The organism is Paraburkholderia sp. J11-2 (assembly GCF_905220185.1).
In the GTDB taxonomy this organism is placed as follows: Bacteria; Pseudomonadota; Gammaproteobacteria; order Burkholderiales; family Burkholderiaceae; genus Paraburkholderia.
Genome location: NZ_CAJMYY010000033.1, coordinates 77,643 through 93,971 on the forward strand (window position 1 = coordinate 77,643; position 16,329 = coordinate 93,971).

The following is a 16,329-nucleotide window of genomic DNA, read 5'->3' on the forward strand; positions in this document are numbered from 1 at the left end:
AGAAATCATGAGTCAAGCGGCCATCGAGGCCGAGGCCGCGAACGAGTCGGCCTCGTCGGAAGATTCGCGACTGGCGTATCGAAAGATCGCGTGGCGCCTGTTGCCCTTTCTATTCCTCGCCTATGCGGTCAACTCGATCGACCGCATTAACATTTCATTCGCAAAGCTGCGCATGGCGCAGGACCTTGCCCTTAACGATGCCGCCTACGCGATCGGCACCACGGCCTTCTTCGTGGGTTACATCCTGTTCGAGATTCCGGGCAACCTGTATATGCAGCGTGTCGGCGCGCGCGCAACGCTCACGCGCATCATGGTCTTGTGGGGCATCGTCACGATGCTGACCTGCCTCGTCTCCACGTCGGCGCAGCTTTACGTATCACGCTTCGCGCTCGGCGTGGCCGAGGCGGGCTTCTTTCCCGGCGTGATTCTCTATCTGAGTTACTGGTTTCCGTCGTGGAAGCGGGGCCGGGTCACGTCCATCTTCTTCATGGCGGGCTTTGTCGCGGGCATGGTGAGCGGGCCGATTGCGGGCCTCATCATGACGAGGCTCGACGGCTGGCACATGTTCAAGGGTTGGCAGGCGCTCTTTCTCCTCGAAGGCATTCCTGCCATTGTGCTGGGCGCGTTCGCGTGGTTCTGGCTCGATGATCAGCCCGTTCACGTGAAGTGGCTCAATGAGCGGCAAAAGGCCGTCGTGATCGCCAATCTTCGCAACGACGAAAGGCACGACGCACCGCGCGGCCCCTCGCTGCGCACGGTGATTCGCGATGTTCGCGCGTGGTTGCCGGGCATCGTGTTCTTCACGATCTACTCAGGCACCAACACGGTGGCTTACTGGATGCCGTCGCTGTTGCAAGGCGCGGGCCGGCACGACATGCATCGCATCGGCTTCGCATCGAGCGCGCCTTATGTGATCGGCGCGCTCGCGATGTACCTGATCGGCCGCAGTTCCGACCGCTGGCTAGAGCGCCGCTGGCACCTCTCGGCAACGATGATCACGGCGGCGTCAGGCTTTCTCCTCATGCATCTGCTGAGCGCGCATCTCGTGCTGTCGATGATCTGCATGGTGCTCGGCGCCGGCGCGTGCCTCGCGGCGGTTCCCGTCTTCTGGACCATTCCTCCAGCGTATTTCAGCACCCGCGTGGCGGCAGCGGGGATCGCCCTCGTGAGCAGCGTGGGCTCGCTTGCGGCGCTGGTGAGCCCGATGGTTGTGGGCGCGATCCGCGTATCCACGGGCAGCCTTTATTTTGCCTTCGACCTCATCGGCGCGATGCTGATCGTCGGCGCAGTCGTCGTGCTGGCCGGTATTCCGGCGAGCGCACTGCGCGAGCGCCGCAGGTAGGTCTTCGCACACCGCGTCCCCAAAGTCTCAACTGACGACTCCATGCGCCCTCGTCGGGCGCAGGGGCGCTGCTGCGCCGCAGAAAGCCGACGCGAAATGCCGAACGACCTGGATCACCGATTCAAACGCAGTGGCATCACCATAACAAAGGAGACGACATGAAAAAGCAGTTGATGATCGCGATGACGGCAGCGACGTGCGCAGCCGCAGCACATGCCCAATCGTCAGTCACGTTGTATGGCGCGATCGACGGGGGACTGCTTTACCAGAGCACCGCGGCGGCCTCGTTCAGCCCAGCGGCGAAGAATCAAGGCGCGATCTGGCGTTACAAGGACGCAGGTATTTATTCGAGCATCTGGGGCATGCAGGGCGTCGAGGATATCGGCGCGGGCTACAAGGTAACCTTCAAGCTTCAGGGCGTATTCGATTCCGGTACTGGCAAACTGGGGCTCTCGGACACGGCGGGCGTGCCAGGCTTCTTCAATCAGATCGCGAGTGTGGGTGTGAGCGGCACGTTCGGCTCGATCACGGCGGGCCGCCAGATCGTGCCAATGATCTACGCGATGGCGGACACGGATGTTCGTGCCTCACAGTATTTCGGCAGCATTCTTGGCGCATGGCTCGGCTTGAACACGGCCGCGGGGTGGCCTGGCACCAGTACGAACGGCCCGATTGGCGCGCTGTACGATTCCAATGCGCTCGTCTATCGTTCGCCCGCATTTCACGGTGTCACGGCCGAGCTGGAATATGCGCCGGGTGGCGTTGCCGGGCAGTTGCAGGGCAACACGCGCGAGTCCGCTGTGCTGAAATACTCGGGCTACGGGCTCAAGCTTGCCGCCGTCTATTACAACGGGCACGATACCAATCCGGGCGCCAACTCCGTACCAACGGGCTTGAACAATAACCGCTACTGGTATTTTGGCGCGCTCTATACGGTCCACGACTTCTCGATTTCCGGCTCGTATAGCAACGGGTCCAATCCCGCCCATCGCAACATGGTCAATCTCGACCTCTATTCGCTGGGCCTTGGCTATCGCTTCACGCCCGCTTTCCGGATCACGAGCGGCGCTTATTACATCACCGACAAGAACCACTCGGCGAACAACTCGCTCGAAGTGGCTGCTGGCGCTGAATACAGCCTTTCGAAGCAGACGCTGGTCTATGCGCAGGTTGGCTGGGTCAACAATCACGGCGAGATGACGCAGACCATCACCTACGGTCAGCCCGTCGCGCCCGGCAACGGCACCACGGCCGTCATGATGGGCATGCGTCACAACTTCTGACCGTTCGAAAGGACAGCACTGCGCCGCGCGAGGACCTTCACTCGTCATCGCGCGGCGTGTGGCCGTTTACGCCAGTTGCTCGGTGTCTCAGCGTGCCAGCGTTTGAACGCACGCGTGAAGTTGCCCTGGCTGTCGTAGCCCAGCCGCATCGCGACATCGGCGATCGGCAGGTCTGTTTGCGCGAGCAACTGATCCGCGAGATTGCGCCTCACGTCCTCTATCAGGGCCTCGTAGCTCGTTCCCTGTTCATCGAGACGGCGATAAAGCGTGAAGCGATGGATCGCGAAGAATTCCGCGACCTTCGTCGAAGTGCAGCCGTCCGGCAAAAGCGTTTCGATGACATGACGCACACGCGAACTGAAATCGTCGGCCTGCCGCGAGCGCAACTCAGTCATATGCTGACGCAGGAAGCGGCCGAGTTCCTGATCGTGACTCTTCCTCGCCTGATCGAGCAGCCCCTGCGGGAACAGCACTTCGTACTGCGATTGACCGAACCAGACCGGAGCCTGGAAATAGCGCTCGTAGAGCGCACTCGACTTCGGCTTGCGGTACGCGATTCTCACGAGCGTTGGATGCCAGGAGCGGCCGAGAATCAGCTCGAGAATGCGGATATTCGCGGCAAGGTACGCGGTGAGCAGATGCTTCGCGCCGGGAATGCCGCTGTCGACCGAGAGCGAAATGCACGCATAGCCGTCCTCCTCGGTCATGCGCACATGCAGTCCGCGATACCACACGCCGCAGAACTCGATCAGGTTTTCCACGGCCTCGCGCACCGTGGGCGCGTTGAGCACGAGAAAGCGCAGCGGCCCGATGTTGCCGAGCGCTGCCTTCTGCCCGAGCAGCAGGCCGAGATGCTCACAGCCGATCTTCTTCGCCGCCGCTTCGAGAATCCGTCCGTGTGTCACCGTGGACAGCGGATTGAGCGGCGACGCCATCGCCTCGCGGTTTACGCCGAACGATTCGAGCAGTTGCCACGGGTCCGTGCCGTGCTCGCGCATAACCGCCGGCAGCGAGTTGAGTGCGCCGATCGGGATGGATTTTTCCGCTGTCGGGGTCCGCATTGATTCGGTCTTCCGGCGCCTGGCAGTGACCGGGCTCCGAGGCTATGAGATGGTCTGTACTGGATATTCTATCCTGCAACTCAGGCGCACCTGGTCGCCAATCCGGCAAATATTCATGTGTGAATAGACAGACATCGTGGGTGATCGGCACGTGGATCGAGCGTCGGCTCGGAGCAGTCAAGGAGACATTCCAGCGTCAAGGCTTCGACGAAGTCCGACGACCGCTCCTGGCCGAACGCGGTCCGACGGTGAGCCGACGACGGTTGCTGCGTCGATCCGACCGCATTCGGCAGAAGTCCACCCATACCCGACATCGGCAGTACGGGTTTGGGCGCCCAGAAGCTGACGCTCGTACAGTCGAGCGACGAAGGAGATGTCGCCGCAGGCCCGTGCTCCCGATGGAGGTTTGCTGCCCCTTAGAGGGCCGGGGACAGTCGCACTGGTACCGCTGCATTGCAGTCAACCGCTGTCTACCCCTGGGGCTAGGCTTCAATTCCGCCCTCGGCCAAAAGCGCTGGAACTTTGCTCTCTGCGAACAACGTTCGCAACAACCGTCCGAAACGGTTCTCTTTCTCGGCTCTGACGATGCGCCGGCATGCTTCCAAGAAATTCATCCCAGCCTGGCCGAAGTGTTTCTCGTACATTTCGTGCTGCTCGAGAATGTCCAAACTTTTGAGTACGAAAAGCTTGAAATCGCGACCTTTCAACGTGCGCATCGCAGTCTCGAAATCGTCGATCGTAGCCGCTCTCATCGCCGCTTCTTCCCGATGGCCCCATCCGTCGTTCTCAAGAAGGTGCTTGATGGCATCGACGACGGTCGCACTGTGAGTTCGAGCATCGCGCGCATCGTCGATTGCTGCCTTAAGTTTTGGGTGTAGCGGCTGACGGAACGGTAATTCCCCGAATTCGGCCTTGTCGGCGATGGTCGCGAAGTGAGCCAACCAACCATCAATCAAAGCTTCTTCAAGTTTGGCACCGCCAGGTAGATCGGCCATTTGTTTTCCGAGCGCCGTGACAGTGTAGGCGTCAAGGTCGCCAACTCTGGTGATGAGCTTGACCGCATCAGCTACGAGATCGTCGTCGCAGTCTGTGACGTCCCAATTGAAACGTTCAAAGAATGCGTGCGCGAGATTTCTAGATTCGGTGCGATTCTCATTGCGTTGGTAGCCTTGGACGATGGCCTCAATCGCCTTTGCGTCGTGCTTTCCGTCGCAAACGAAGGCAACAACCAGTTCTTCAAATTCGTCCGAAGAATTGATCCCTAGCTTTGACAGCAGAACTTTCCATGCGGCCGGCTTTGAGTCCTCGGCTTTGTCCTTTGACGCATCGCCTTCCTGCCCGAGGTAGCGCCTCACAAAGTCGCTAGAACCTCGGTTGTAGCCTGCGACATACTCCAGAGTCGGCCCGTCCTTGATGGCTTTGTTTGCAAGAGCAGAAATGAGCACAATCGAGGGAACAGTTCGTGCCTGTATCGCGAGAGGCATGTCCCCAGTCGCACCGAGGAGCCGAACCACAAGACGGTAAGCCTGGCGGATGACCCGGATATTGGTGATCCCGCACGCGTCCACCGCAGTCCTGGCCGTCGCGCGGTAAGGGCTATCCAAGTTCGGAACCGCGATGTCAAACGCCTCCCCAGGTGTCGGCGTGAAACGAAGTTCTTCTTCGACCACCTTCTCTCGGAACGCCGCCCAGAGCGCGCTGTCGGTAGGTGCGGAGAACTGGTCCGAGTTGAGAATTAAGAGGAATCGCGTACCAAAATTCTGAGAGTATTCGTCGACGAAGCCCAGGACCTCGTCAACTGACAACGAGGCGTGCTTGCGCTCGATGTCATCGACGACTACGAATCGGTTGCGCAAGGCGACAGGAACTGCTACCAGCGCAAGCTCGTCGAGCGCCGAAAAGCCCTCGTGGACCTTCTTCAAGGCGTCGACGCTGACCTTCCAAGTCTTCATCAGACCTTCGGTCAACGAGCTGCTGTCACCGCCTACTGGGAGCGCGCTTTGGACCACCTTGAGCTTGAGCTGATTGATATCTTTCAAGCCAAAGAGGGACACGTAGCGCGCGCCTTCGACAATCGGGTCCTGCGACTCTTTGCGAATCTCGTTCCAGAGGTGGGTTTTGCCGGTGCCCCATGCGCCTGTCAGCGCGATGACTTTTAGGTCGGCGTTGTCGATGAGCGAGATCAACTGCGTTTTAGATTGTTCGATCGTCATTTGCTTTATTCGGTGCTGAATCCAGCAGGCGGTCCCGCCAGTACGACGTTTGGGTTGCATCACTGGCGCAGTCGACCAGCCAGCTCCTGTGAGGATTGTTCGAGATTCGAGGAGAACGCGTCGTCATATCGCAATTCTAAGTCAGCACCGGGCCACCGCGAGTTTATGGGCCGATCCGAAGCTGCCGTTCTCGACCGGCAGCAAATGGCCGACACCGGCACTGCGGCGGCAACGGCGCGTTGAACAAATAATGTCCCAACGGCCACATGCAGTGCGAACCACGGGCTTTGACGCGTTCGTTGTGCCTGATGTGCGGAAGCTTCCGCACATCAGGCACTGGCCCCGCAGTCGCAGCGTACTGCGTTGATGGGAACCGTCTGCGGAGCGAACCTAGACTGGAGCGAGCATGGTGCCGCGGCAACGCCTGGCGCCGCGGCGACAGGTGTACTCGCTGGCTGAATCGCGCGCTTTCGCTGGGATCTCGAGCGCGTAGTCGATGAACAGTTCCTCGCCGGGCTGGATGTCCCTGAGCGCGTTGATGTAGATGCGGCCTGATTGCTCGATCGCCTCGCAGTTCGCCTTGCACGCATGGTTGAGCCACCTTGCGCCGTTTCCGCCGCGGCCGCCATCAATGACGCGGCCATCCGACAACCCGAAGAGGAAAGTGTGCCCGGCGTCGGCGCGCCGCGCGTACGTGCGGGTCGCTTCCCGCCAGGTGGTGACAAGCCCCTTGTACTCAAAGATGCGCTCGCCGACGGAAAGCGCCCGCAGGGCAAAGACACCCTTTCCGTGAATGGGAGAGTGCCGAACGGAAACGCGCTTCATGCCGGGAAAGTGTGAGGAAGGGAGTTCCGGAGTATAGCGGCAGCAATGTCTCCCAACATGTGACGGTGGATCGTAGCGGGCGTCCGGTCATGGGCCGGCACATATGGGCCACTCGGCGCTCACTTCGTCGTCGCAAACGCGTCGGCTATTTGCCTCTCAAGTTTGACCTCGTCGCTGTGCATATTTTGAGGTAGTTGAGGCCGAAGCGTGCCGCAATTGTGGCGCACCGTTGTGAGTGACGCGCGGCTTAGGGTTCCCGCAAGCAGCGCATGATTAGCCTCGATGACGGTGGCGGTGCCCAGAAAACAAAAAGCCCGCTCTGCGGGCTTCCTGTCAACGTCGCAACGGGCCTCAGGCTGCGGCGGCGTCCTTCAGCTTCTTCAGCGCGCGAATCTTCAGCTTCACCGTTGCCGGCTTTGCATCGAACCAGCGCTCTTGACCGGTGAACGGGTCCTTGCCGAAGCGCTTTTTCTTCGCCGGGACAGCCTGGACGCCGATTTTCACCAGGCCCGACAGCGTGAACTCACCTGCACCCTTCTTATGCACCGAGCCCAGAATCGTGTCTTCGAGCGCAGCCAGAACGGCTTTGGCTGCTTTCGGATCGACACCGGATTGCTCGGCAACGTGCGTTGCCAACGAGGCCTTCGTGAACGTTTCCTTCAGCGGCTTGAGTACGCCATTGGTCGCAGCCTTCTTCGCCGGCGTAACAGCCTTCGGCGCGGCCTTCCTGGCTGCCGGCTTTGCTGCCTTCGGTGCGGCCGATTTTGCAGCCTTCGGGGCTTTCGTTGCGGTCTTCGTTGCCATGGATAATCCTCTATCAGGTTGAGAACCGCTTAAGACGGTGCACGACGCCTCGCGTTACTGCACCGTCTTAAGCTGGCGCTAAGCGTATCAACGGATTTCGCGATTCGCAACAGGAAAACGCCTTCTGGCAAGCCGTTTCTTCATCGCCAGCGAAAAAAACCTATGACGTACGCCCGATTTCGCAGGGGCCGCGCGTGAGAGCCGCGACTGAACAGGAAGAACCGCGTAGTGCCACTGCACGCATTTGCGTATCGGTAAGGCAGGCAGCTACCCAGGTTGCGGCGCTTTGCGGCATCGCCGAACGGGACACACGTGGCAACTCAGGACCACCTCAAGCAGCGCGCGGAACAAAAAGGCCGCCGAGGATGATTGACTGCCCAGCTCCCAACGGACGTCCGCTCAGAAAGGCGGCCGTCTACATGGCCAAAGCCATTCACACGGACTGGAGAAAATGCTCGCCAGCCTGAGCGGGTGGTGCGCTCGATCGTCTACTGCGTCATCAACACGACAATGCGACAGTGCCTCTGGAAGGCCTCCCCCCACGGATCGAGGGACCGGGCAGGCCGACAGGTTCATCGGAGGGCGGGGCGCGCGACCACATCCGGCGTTTTTTTGAAGTTGCGTAGTTTGATAGAAAAATAGATGCCTTGTGATAAGAAGGATTATCTTTATGGTGCTGTTTGACGACGTATTTGCGTGAAGAGCTGAGCGCTCACGCAAGTAATTTTGTGTCTATTTTGCAAGCAAAGTTCGCGCGTTTTTCGGACAGTCATCGGGACCGTGCTCTGCATTCTTAGTCGTGTGAAAGGGTGGATTAAGCTTTGCCGAGATGACCGTTTCGGCGCGCGTTGCAATACAACTTCGGTTGCAATCGTACTTTGCAGCACAAAATTGCTTGCCGGACAAGCTCCCGGTAATACCAACTTTGCTTGAAATGGAAAACTCGGGCTGAGCTCCAGATTGTGCAGCCGCCGCAGTAGATACAACCCTCCTCGCGTGAACACTCAGGTGCACGCATATAAAATCTATAAGCAGGGGATGTGTTGTTGGCCCGTCGAGCATGTCCAGCCACTGGCGGGGGCTAGGTGCTCGGGTTCACGATAGTGCAGGTGAAGCGGATGCCGTTGCATGGGGCAGTTGTCTATCGCCAACCTGAACCTGGTGCGCCGCTTCGAACTCGATGCACCATTGAGCCAGCACAATCCTTCGATATACGACGCGGAAGGGGAAACCGGTTATACGGACTACTCCGTTCTGGAAATGGCGGCTTAATCGCAGGCCTGGCCGGTGGATATCGATGCGAGGCAAAGCTTTGTCTCGCTTCGGCGAGCGACACTGTTCTCCATTTGGTGCTTTCATCAAAGGATACCCCTGTCCCTGTTGGGCGCGTGTTTCACCCCACTTCGACCGGTCTCACGCGGACGTTCGCACGAAAGTAACACTGGATTGCGAGGCCGACTCTTGAGCGACGTTGCTGGCAAATTTCTCTAAAAAAGTCTGTAGCGATGCCGCGTTCTCGGTACTCGATGAGTCAAAAAGGGTGTTGAAATTCTGCTCTAGGCTAGAGATAGTCGAGTCCAACTTTGTTGATCCGGTGCCACCGTTTGCGCTTTCGTTTCTGGGCTCGCTGCTACGCGCGCCAACAGCCTGAGCAAGTGATTCAAGCGCTTGAGCAAGGGGATTGGAGTAGTGCACTGTAGTTGCCTCGTTCACGATGCTCCCCATATCGCTCTGCGATGCCGAAGACGTTGCGCCGTCCTGCTGCGCGCTTGAAGCCATCTGGAGAATCTGGCCGATAAAATTCTCGAAGACCGCGTCAATATCGGCCGCTGGTAGCGATGTGTCACGCGAACTCGCGTTAGTCGACTGGGTGCCTCCAGTTGCGGCCGTTTTGGTATCGGATGGCTTGACCCCAGTGTTGGTGTCCGAGCTCAACGGCAGATTAAGCCCCAATTGTGCAAGTGTTTGAATGATCGCTTGCACCATGGAATTCCCCCAGACTGGCGCTGTATTTGCCTGTTCCTGCGGCTCGGCTGGTGACCAGATCTGCTCCCTCTGTACGCTGATTCCTGGCACCTGGCCGGAGTTCAGCAATAGTTCCTCACGGAGACTACGTAAGGCTACGGCGGTGAGTTGATTTGCAATCGTGGAAGGTTTCGTCTCCTTATTAGATCCGTTGTGAACGCGCCAATTCACGAGCATGCCTAATCACTTCAATGCTGCGATTACCCGTTGAACAGGCGCGGCTCTTCTTTCAACCAGTGTCTGCGTCACATCTTCAGGCCGACGCCTCGACGATTTCGTAACCGACCCACGTGGCGTCGACACTTCTTCGTTCCTGACGGAACTTCGTCAAAAGGCGTTTAGTGATACCGCGTGCCTCATCCGTTCACACTGTGACGATGTTTGTGTTGACCTCGATGTTGCCGTGCACAGACTTCGAGTATGGGCAGGTCTGATGGACCAGATACAGGAGGTCCTCGAAGACTACCGTTGCCAGACCTGGCAACCGGACGATGAACTCGGCACTGAGGCAATAAGCCTTTCCGGCTGACCCAATGCTTAGCTGAATGTCCACGGAGTAGCCGGGCGCCAGTGTGATCTTCTTCTACTGGGCACCTTCCCGAATACTGTCGCGTAACAGGCCGATCAGGTGCCCGCAAACAATTTCTCAGCTATCGGGTGTAGCTCGGTGGCGGTGAATTCCAGGCGTTCGACGGCGGATGCTGACAGCTTGAGTTCGAGCGCGCCGTGCCCACCACGCTGGTCATCGGTAGCGCGAATGGGCTTGGCGTGGCCGTTGCCTGAGACGAGGATCTTCTCGATCTCTTCCATGACGAATCCCTCCTATGCGTGGACACGCGCTGCGACTATATAACTATGGCATTCATAGTGTCAAGTGCAGCGTGGAGTAAGATGCGCAAAGTTAGCTGTGGCATAAGGCGGATGAGATTTAATCGCATGCGTATCCGAATGGATGTAAATGAGAGCATTCCATTGAACGGAGAGTTATGGCTGTCGGTGCGCCCCTCCTATCACTGAAAAGGCATCGTCTTGGCCTCCATCAGCCATCATGCAATCGATACGAAGATCGGCAACTGACGCGGCCCAGACGCGGATAGCGAGCTTTGTCGACTGGACGAAAACTAGCCGCAAGGCTTCACATGATCTTGACGATATGATTATCATAGTTATATCATTGGCGGGACCATGTGATGCGTGAAGGCATCACGAATCGTCCAACAAAAGCAGTCCAAAACGACTGCACGACGCGAAGCTGTTCGCACACACTTTGTGAATGGAGTACTGAAATGTCCGATCTTGTTTATGAAGCGCAGCGTACGGGACTGTTGCTGGTCGACCCGTACAACGACTTTCTTTCGGACGGCGGCAAGCTGTTCCCAATGCTCCGCGATGTCGCCACAGACGTCCGCCTTCTCGACAACCTCCGCGCCGCGGTAGAGGCCGTGCGGAAAGCGGATATTCAGATCATCTACGTCCCGCATCGACGCTGGCAGGCCGGTGACTACGACAACTGGGATCACCCGAATCCGACTCAACGCCTCGTGCAGCAACGCCAGACTTTTGCCAAGGGTACGTGGGGAGGAGAGTGGCATCCTGATTTCGTGCCGCAGGAAGGCGACATCATCGTTCACGAGCACTGGGGCCAAAGCGGGTTTGCGAATACCGACCTCGACTTCCAGCTTAAACAACAAGGGATCACGCATGTGATCGTAGTCGGCCTGCTGGCGAATACATGTATTGAGTCCACGAGCCGCTTCGCGATGGAACTGGGCTATCACGTGACGCTTGTCAGAGATGCAACGGCCGCTTTCACCAAGGAAATGATGCGTGCCGCACACGATTTGAACGGCCCGACCTTCGCCCATGCAATCCTGACGACGGCACAGATGGTTGCCGCGCTTCCCATCTAATTGTAAGGATAACTAGTGAAGCTAACCGGTAATTTATTAATTGGCGCGCAGGAAGTGTCGGGGACGGCCGGCAGAATGATGGCGCTGAATCCAGTGATGAATCTCGAGATTGAACCGCTGTTTACATTTGGTGGAATCGAACAGGTCGATCGTGCGGTACAACTGGCTGATGACGCGTTCGAGAGCTATAACCGCACAAGTCTTGCCGTGCGCGCTGCGTTGCTCGAGCGTATCGCGGACGGCCTCGATGCCATCACACCGGAGTTGGCGCGGCGCGCCTCACTTGAGACCGGCTTGCCGGTCGCTCAGCTCGAAGGAGAGGCTGCGAAATCGGCGATTCAGTTCCGGCAGTTCGCGAGCGTCGTCCGACAAGGACGCTTTCGCCAGGCAACGATCGATCCCTCTCAGCCGGCCCGGCAACCGCGCGCACGGATGGATCACCGGATGCAGAAAATCGCACTGGGTCCGATTGCGATCTTTGGCGCAAGCAATTTCCCGATTTCATACTCGGTCGCGGGCGGTGACACTGCGTCGGCGCTGGCCGCAGGTTGTCCTGTCATCCTGAAAGCGCATAACGGACATCCGGGTGCATCGGAGCTGATGGGGCGTGTGATCCAGCAGGCTGTGAGCGATTCTGGCCTGCATGAAGGGGTGTTTTCACTGCTTCGTGGCGCCGGTAACGAGATCGGTGAAGCGCTGGTCGATCATCCACTGATCAAGGGCGTGACCTTTACGGGTTCTGAGGGCGGTGGAATGGCGCTGTTCCGGCGCGCGCAGCGGCGCCCGGACCCGATACCGGTCTTTACGGAAATGACGAGCGTCAATCCGACCTTTGTCCTGCCGGCCGCGCTTGCCGCGCGTGGCGCCGCAATCGGCGACGGCTTTACTGAGCGCATGCTCGTCACCGTTGGTCAGGCTTGCCTGAAGCCGGCAATCCTGCTCGCCGTGGACGGCCCGGGTTACCTTGAACTAAAGAACGCGATGATGCTCCGCGTCGACGAAATGCAGGCGCGTACGATGCTTACGCCAGGCATCAACATGGCATATCGCAAGAACCTGGAGCGTCAGAACAATGCGGGTGCGGTGCAAATTGCAGCCGGCGGTGAACCACATGGTGAGTGGGACGGTCAATCGGTTCTCTTCGAGGTCGACGGCGCATGCTTGCTCGACAAACCCACATTGTCGGAGGAAGTCTTTGGCCCGGCTGCGCTGCTGGTGCGGGTCGAGGATGTAGAGCAACTGATCGCCATCGCGCGGCGGTTTCGCGGCCAACTCTCGGCAACAATGCAGATCGATCCGGTCGACTATGCGCTCGCTGAACGCCTGCTACCTGTTCTCGAACGTCGTACTGGGCGCATCGTTGTTAATGCATTTGCGCATCCGCAAGAGGTGTCATATGCATCGATTCACGGCGGCCCGTTTCCCGCAACTTCGGACAGTCGATTCACTTCGGTTGGCATGAGTGCGATTGAGCGCTTCCTGCGACCTGTTTGTTATCAGGGCTTTCCCGACGAACTGCTGCCGGAAGCCCTGCAGCATAACAATCCTCTCGGTATCTGGCGTCTCACCGATGGAGAGTTGTCCAAAGCGTGATAGACGGACATCCTCAGTAACGTGAACGTGATTGGCGGTGATATTCGCTTCTGTCGGAATCCGTTCACACCGGAGAGTTTGGGAGCCGAGCTACCGGTGAAAGATCCGACGTTGTGCTTCATGCGCGACGCGGAAACCTGGTGACGGCCGAGGGCCCTGCGGTACACAACCGCGGGGGACTCGCGGCTCAACACCATATTAGCTAACCCACGGAAAAAGTACGACTGCGGACACTCATGTTACGGCCCCCACGCGTTTCGCCGAGGCCAATGGAATCCGATACGTGTACCGGCGTTTCGGCGCGGATACGGGCACACCGCTCCTGTTCTTGCAACATTTTCGAGGCGGGATGGACCACTAGGATCCACTTGTAACGGATGGGCTTGCCAAAGGGCGGCCAATCATCCTGTTCAACAACGCGGGCGTGGCGAGTTCTACCGGCGAGACGCCCAATACGATTGAAGAAATGGCGGATCACGTTGCGGTATTCGTAAATGCTCTGGGAGTGTCTCAGGTCGATGTGATCGGTTTCTCGATCGGCGGTTATATCGCACAGGAATTCACGCTGCGCCACTCGCACCTAGTTAGAAAGCTCATCCTGCTGGGCACCGCTCCGCGTAACGGCGAGCCGGGGACGGATCCGAAGGTGCTCAAGGTGGCGGGCAACCCGACACCTAACCGGGAGGATTTCCTGTTTCTGTTCTTCTCACCTTCGGCATCGAGCGAGGCAGCGGGGCGGGCGTTTTGGGAGCGTCGCCACCAGCGTAAGGACCAGGATCCACCTTCCTCCCCTCAGACCGCTCAGGCTCAGGTGGCCGCGCTCCTCACATGGCGCGAGCAGCGTGGCGAACGGTACGTCTACCTTAAGACGATTCAGCAGCCAACGCTAGTGGTGAACGGCAGCAACGACGTGATGGTGCCGACGGTCAATTCCTTCACGCTGTCGCAATGTATCCCGAACGCGCAGCTCATCGTGTATCCCGACTCTGGGCACGGCTCACAATTCCAGTATCCCGAATTGTTTGTCAGTCATGCGCAGTTGTTTTTGGACGCCGCGTGACAGGCTGTATTGAATGCCGACAGAGAACGTAACGCGCACACGTGAGTCGTGACAGGAAACAGAAAAGCCAGAGCCAACGAGCAGAAGTGATGAAGAGCTGTTGGCAACGTGATCGGCGGGCGCCTTGACACTAGCGTGAAAGGCATCTGCGCACGTCGCAGGCTTTCAAAGGAATGCGTGACCGGAGCACCAGTGTACTGTACGATGCTATAATCAATATGATTATCATATGTAATAGGCAATGTGATTTCGAAGGAGGTTCGAATGGCTGGGCTGCCTGAAATGAACGATACGCTGTGCCCGGTCGCACGGTCTCAGGCCATCATTGGGGACAGGTGGGCTGTCCTGATCGTGCGAGAACTTTTCATGGGCAATCGACGATTCGATAGCCTGCTGGCGCAGTCGCAGGCAACCCCGCAGATGCTCTCCGCGCGCCTCAAACGGCTCGAAGCAGACGGCGTGATTAAGCGCAAGCGCTACATGGATAAGCCGCCCCGCTACGAATACGAACTCACGGAGATGGGCCGAGCGTTCTACCCTGTCATCCTGGCACTGCGCGAATGGGGCGAAACTTGGTGCAAGTCACGGGGCGAGGACATTGCGGTGCGCTATACGCATCTCACCTGTGGCCACGATGCCGGCGTTGGCACCTTCTGTCAGGCGTGTGGCGAACCATTGAAGCGCAGCGATCTGAAGGCCGAATTGAGTCCCTCATACGCACAGGAGCGCGCTGCGCGACAGGAGGCAGCGAAAGCACTGAAGTCAGCATGACGCAGATACGATGATGTGCGAGTGTTGCTTTCGGGCTCAATAAGCGCCTACTGCCCCAAGGCGCTGGTGACCGATGAGCTTGTCGCCACGTGCGTCGCGCTGGGGCGCATTAGTCACTGAGAGCTGTGGGATCCACGACAAGGCGAAGGTTCGTGGGTTTGTTGATCGCGTATATACAATCCAGACTTCAGAGGACCTTCTTCTGCGCTTGCGCGAGAGCGTCAGTGTCCTCCTCCCAAACATTGAGGATGTACCCCTCTACGGCCTCACACCGTTCTTAGGCGGTCCGTTTTCTGACAGCTTAGAGGGCTATGCGCCATTCGACCAATGGTTCCAAGATAAAGCCGAAAGAGGGCGGCACGCTTCGGTTCAGCGGCATCGTCCGGGTGAACTCCGCGGCATTCGCATATATGCATGGCAGGATGACGAAAGGATTGCCGAGGTATTCACAAGGCTCTGTGATGTTGGCAGGCGAAGATAACTTGCTGAGCTGAAGCGTCGTTATTCTTATCAGACAACTTCCTCGAGTGCGGCAGTAACAGTCCGACCATGCCATGCGGCGAAGCGTTCTTTGAGTATGGCACGATGACATGCTGCGTTTATTTGATGTCAGGGCAAAGCAAAGTGCTGCCTGTTCGGTTGAGGCATGAGAGGGATGCCTGCGTGCGACGCGCATCGCGAAAAGCGCACATCTGGCGTTCGCCTCTACGGATCGAATGGTCGCTGTTCTCGGCACGGTTGTTCACGCGTGCCGCCGCTTTGACGAAGACGTGCTTCACATGAGCGAGCTCGGGCATGTCAGCCCTTGTTGCGGGATAGCTGCGCAGTTGGTTGGTAACGGTCTTGCGCGGCAGCAGGTTTGAACGCAACACCCGCTGGAAGAAGCGCTTTACCGCGGCGTCGCGCCGCTCGTGCACCGGCACGTCGAGTTCAGCACCATGCTCGTCGACCGCTCGCCGCGACAAATACGGCTCCCATGCAGCGTCACGAGCATTTTTCCACATCCCATGTTCTTCCAGGATTGCGCCTCGCCGCTTTGGCACGATGGGCGATTCGAGTGCGAACCTGTCGCACCAGAAATGGATCGTCTCGTATGTGACCACAACATCACGCTAAAGCAACAATGGCTTAGGCTGAACCGGAATACCAGCGAGCCTCGCCGCTGATGACGACGGCTGGGAAGCGGTGACCGTGAGAAAGCGAATTCGTTTTCTTCACCACTTCATTCTACCGCCGCCTCCCCGTCAAGCCGGCAGAGCCAACATTTGCTGTGACCGGTGCCCCTTGATGGGCCACAACTTCGGGCCAGTCAGCAATCCCGTCCAATTATTAATATCGCATACGATTAGATCTCATGTGCTTGACAATGGTGTGGCTTGCCGGCATACTGCATCGCATGCGATACGATCACATACGACGCATATACGTCTTAACCCATGTTT

Annotated in this window: 11 protein-coding genes and 3 pseudogenes; 7 read left to right on the top strand and 7 right to left on the bottom strand. The window is 58.3% G+C overall.

The window, feature by feature from the left end:
* The first annotated feature begins 7 nt into the window (after positions 1-7).
* Together U5A57_RS34525 and U5A57_RS34530 are read left to right on the top strand one after the other, a co-directional pair.
* Positions 8-1,342 (top strand): MFS transporter, encoded by a 1,335-nt coding sequence (locus U5A57_RS34525; protein ID WP_321916151.1) that lies wholly within the window; start codon positions 8-10, stop codon positions 1,340-1,342.
* Positions 1,343-1,500: 158 nt separating this feature from the next.
* The gene (locus U5A57_RS34530) at positions 1,501-2,625 is read left to right on the top strand and encodes a porin (RefSeq protein ID WP_321916152.1); all 1,125 of its coding nucleotides are present in this window, start codon (positions 1,501-1,503) and stop codon (positions 2,623-2,625) included.
* A 44-nt stretch (positions 2,626-2,669) separates the two neighbouring features.
* Here U5A57_RS34530 and U5A57_RS34535 read toward each other — a convergent pair whose 3' ends face one another.
* The 4 genes from U5A57_RS34535 to U5A57_RS34550 all read right to left on the bottom strand — a co-directional run bounded on the left by U5A57_RS34535 (position 2,670) and on the right by U5A57_RS34550 (position 7,528).
* Positions 2,670-3,686, bottom strand: coding sequence for an AraC family transcriptional regulator (locus U5A57_RS34535; protein WP_321916153.1), 1,017 nt, complete (start codon positions 3,684-3,686; stop codon positions 2,670-2,672).
* 482 nt (positions 3,687-4,168) lie between these two features.
* Positions 4,169-5,899: a P-loop NTPase fold protein gene (locus tag U5A57_RS34540; RefSeq protein ID WP_321916154.1), complete on the bottom strand. Its 1,731-nt coding sequence runs from the start codon at positions 5,897-5,899 to the stop codon at positions 4,169-4,171.
* Positions 5,900-6,289: 390 nt separating this feature from the next.
* Positions 6,290-6,724 (bottom strand): SET domain-containing protein, encoded by a 435-nt coding sequence (locus tag U5A57_RS34545; protein ID WP_321916155.1) that lies wholly within the window; start codon positions 6,722-6,724, stop codon positions 6,290-6,292.
* Between the two features lie 351 nt (positions 6,725-7,075).
* Positions 7,076-7,528: an HU family DNA-binding protein gene (locus U5A57_RS34550; RefSeq protein ID WP_321916156.1), complete on the bottom strand. Its 453-nt coding sequence runs from the start codon at positions 7,526-7,528 to the stop codon at positions 7,076-7,078.
* Between the two features lie 1,105 nt (positions 7,529-8,633).
* On the opposite strand from U5A57_RS34550, the pseudogene U5A57_RS34555 reads away from it, so the two are divergent.
* Positions 8,634-8,800 (top strand): annotated as a pseudogene (locus U5A57_RS34555) (alkene reductase); the annotation flags it as partial.
* Positions 8,801-8,941: 141 nt separating this feature from the next.
* On the opposite strand, the gene U5A57_RS34560 reads toward U5A57_RS34555, so the two are convergent.
* Positions 8,942-9,514: a hypothetical protein gene (locus U5A57_RS34560; protein WP_321916157.1), complete on the bottom strand. Its 573-nt coding sequence runs from the start codon at positions 9,512-9,514 to the stop codon at positions 8,942-8,944.
* Positions 9,515-10,177: 663 nt separating this feature from the next.
* Positions 10,178-10,363, bottom strand: coding sequence for a hypothetical protein (locus U5A57_RS34565; RefSeq protein ID WP_321916158.1), 186 nt, complete (start codon positions 10,361-10,363; stop codon positions 10,178-10,180).
* Between the two features lie 476 nt (positions 10,364-10,839).
* Between U5A57_RS34565 and U5A57_RS34570 the strand changes: the two genes are divergently transcribed.
* The 4 genes and pseudogenes from U5A57_RS34570 (at position 10,840) to U5A57_RS34585 (ending at position 14,887) form a co-directional block, all read left to right on the top strand.
* Positions 10,840-11,463: an isochorismatase family cysteine hydrolase gene (locus U5A57_RS34570; protein WP_321916159.1), complete on the top strand. Its 624-nt coding sequence runs from the start codon at positions 10,840-10,842 to the stop codon at positions 11,461-11,463.
* 15 nt (positions 11,464-11,478) lie between these two features.
* Positions 11,479-13,056, top strand: a complete 1,578-nt coding sequence (locus tag U5A57_RS34575) for an aldehyde dehydrogenase (NADP(+)) (RefSeq protein WP_321916160.1) — start codon at positions 11,479-11,481, stop codon at positions 13,054-13,056.
* Positions 13,057-13,447: 391 nt separating this feature from the next.
* Positions 13,448-14,116 (top strand): annotated as a pseudogene (locus tag U5A57_RS34580) (alpha/beta fold hydrolase); the annotation flags it as partial.
* 264 nt (positions 14,117-14,380) lie between these two features.
* Positions 14,381-14,887, top strand: a complete 507-nt coding sequence (locus tag U5A57_RS34585; RefSeq protein ID WP_321916161.1) for a helix-turn-helix domain-containing protein — start codon at positions 14,381-14,383, stop codon at positions 14,885-14,887.
* 510 nt (positions 14,888-15,397) lie between these two features.
* Here U5A57_RS34585 and U5A57_RS34590 read toward each other — a convergent pair.
* A pseudogene (locus U5A57_RS34590) lies at positions 15,398-16,105 on the bottom strand (DDE-type integrase/transposase/recombinase).
* Positions 16,106-16,329: the final 224 nt, after the last annotated feature.

Bases quoted from the DNA above. Each gene is read 5' to 3' on its own strand.
- U5A57_RS34585 (WP_321916161.1), top strand. From the start codon at position 14,381: ATGGCTGGGCTGCCTGAAATGAACGATACGCTGTGCCCGGTCGCACGG.
- U5A57_RS34540 (WP_321916154.1), bottom strand. From the start codon at position 5,899: ATGACGATCGAACAATCTAAAACGCAGTTGATCTCGCTCATCGACAAC.
- U5A57_RS34560 (WP_321916157.1), bottom strand. From the start codon at position 9,514: ATGGTGCAAGCGATCATTCAAACACTTGCACAATTGGGGCTTAATCTG.
- U5A57_RS34545 (WP_321916155.1), bottom strand. From the start codon at position 6,724: ATGAAGCGCGTTTCCGTTCGGCACTCTCCCATTCACGGAAAGGGTGTC.
- U5A57_RS34525 (WP_321916151.1), top strand. From the start codon at position 8: ATGAGTCAAGCGGCCATCGAGGCCGAGGCCGCGAACGAGTCGGCCTCG.
- U5A57_RS34565 (WP_321916158.1), bottom strand. From the start codon at position 10,363: ATGGAAGAGATCGAGAAGATCCTCGTCTCAGGCAACGGCCACGCCAAG.
- U5A57_RS34530 (WP_321916152.1), top strand. From the start codon at position 1,501: ATGAAAAAGCAGTTGATGATCGCGATGACGGCAGCGACGTGCGCAGCC.
- U5A57_RS34570 (WP_321916159.1), top strand. From the start codon at position 10,840: ATGTCCGATCTTGTTTATGAAGCGCAGCGTACGGGACTGTTGCTGGTC.
- U5A57_RS34550 (WP_321916156.1), bottom strand. From the start codon at position 7,528: ATGGCAACGAAGACCGCAACGAAAGCCCCGAAGGCTGCAAAATCGGCC.
- U5A57_RS34535 (WP_321916153.1), bottom strand. From the start codon at position 3,686: ATGCGGACCCCGACAGCGGAAAAATCCATCCCGATCGGCGCACTCAAC.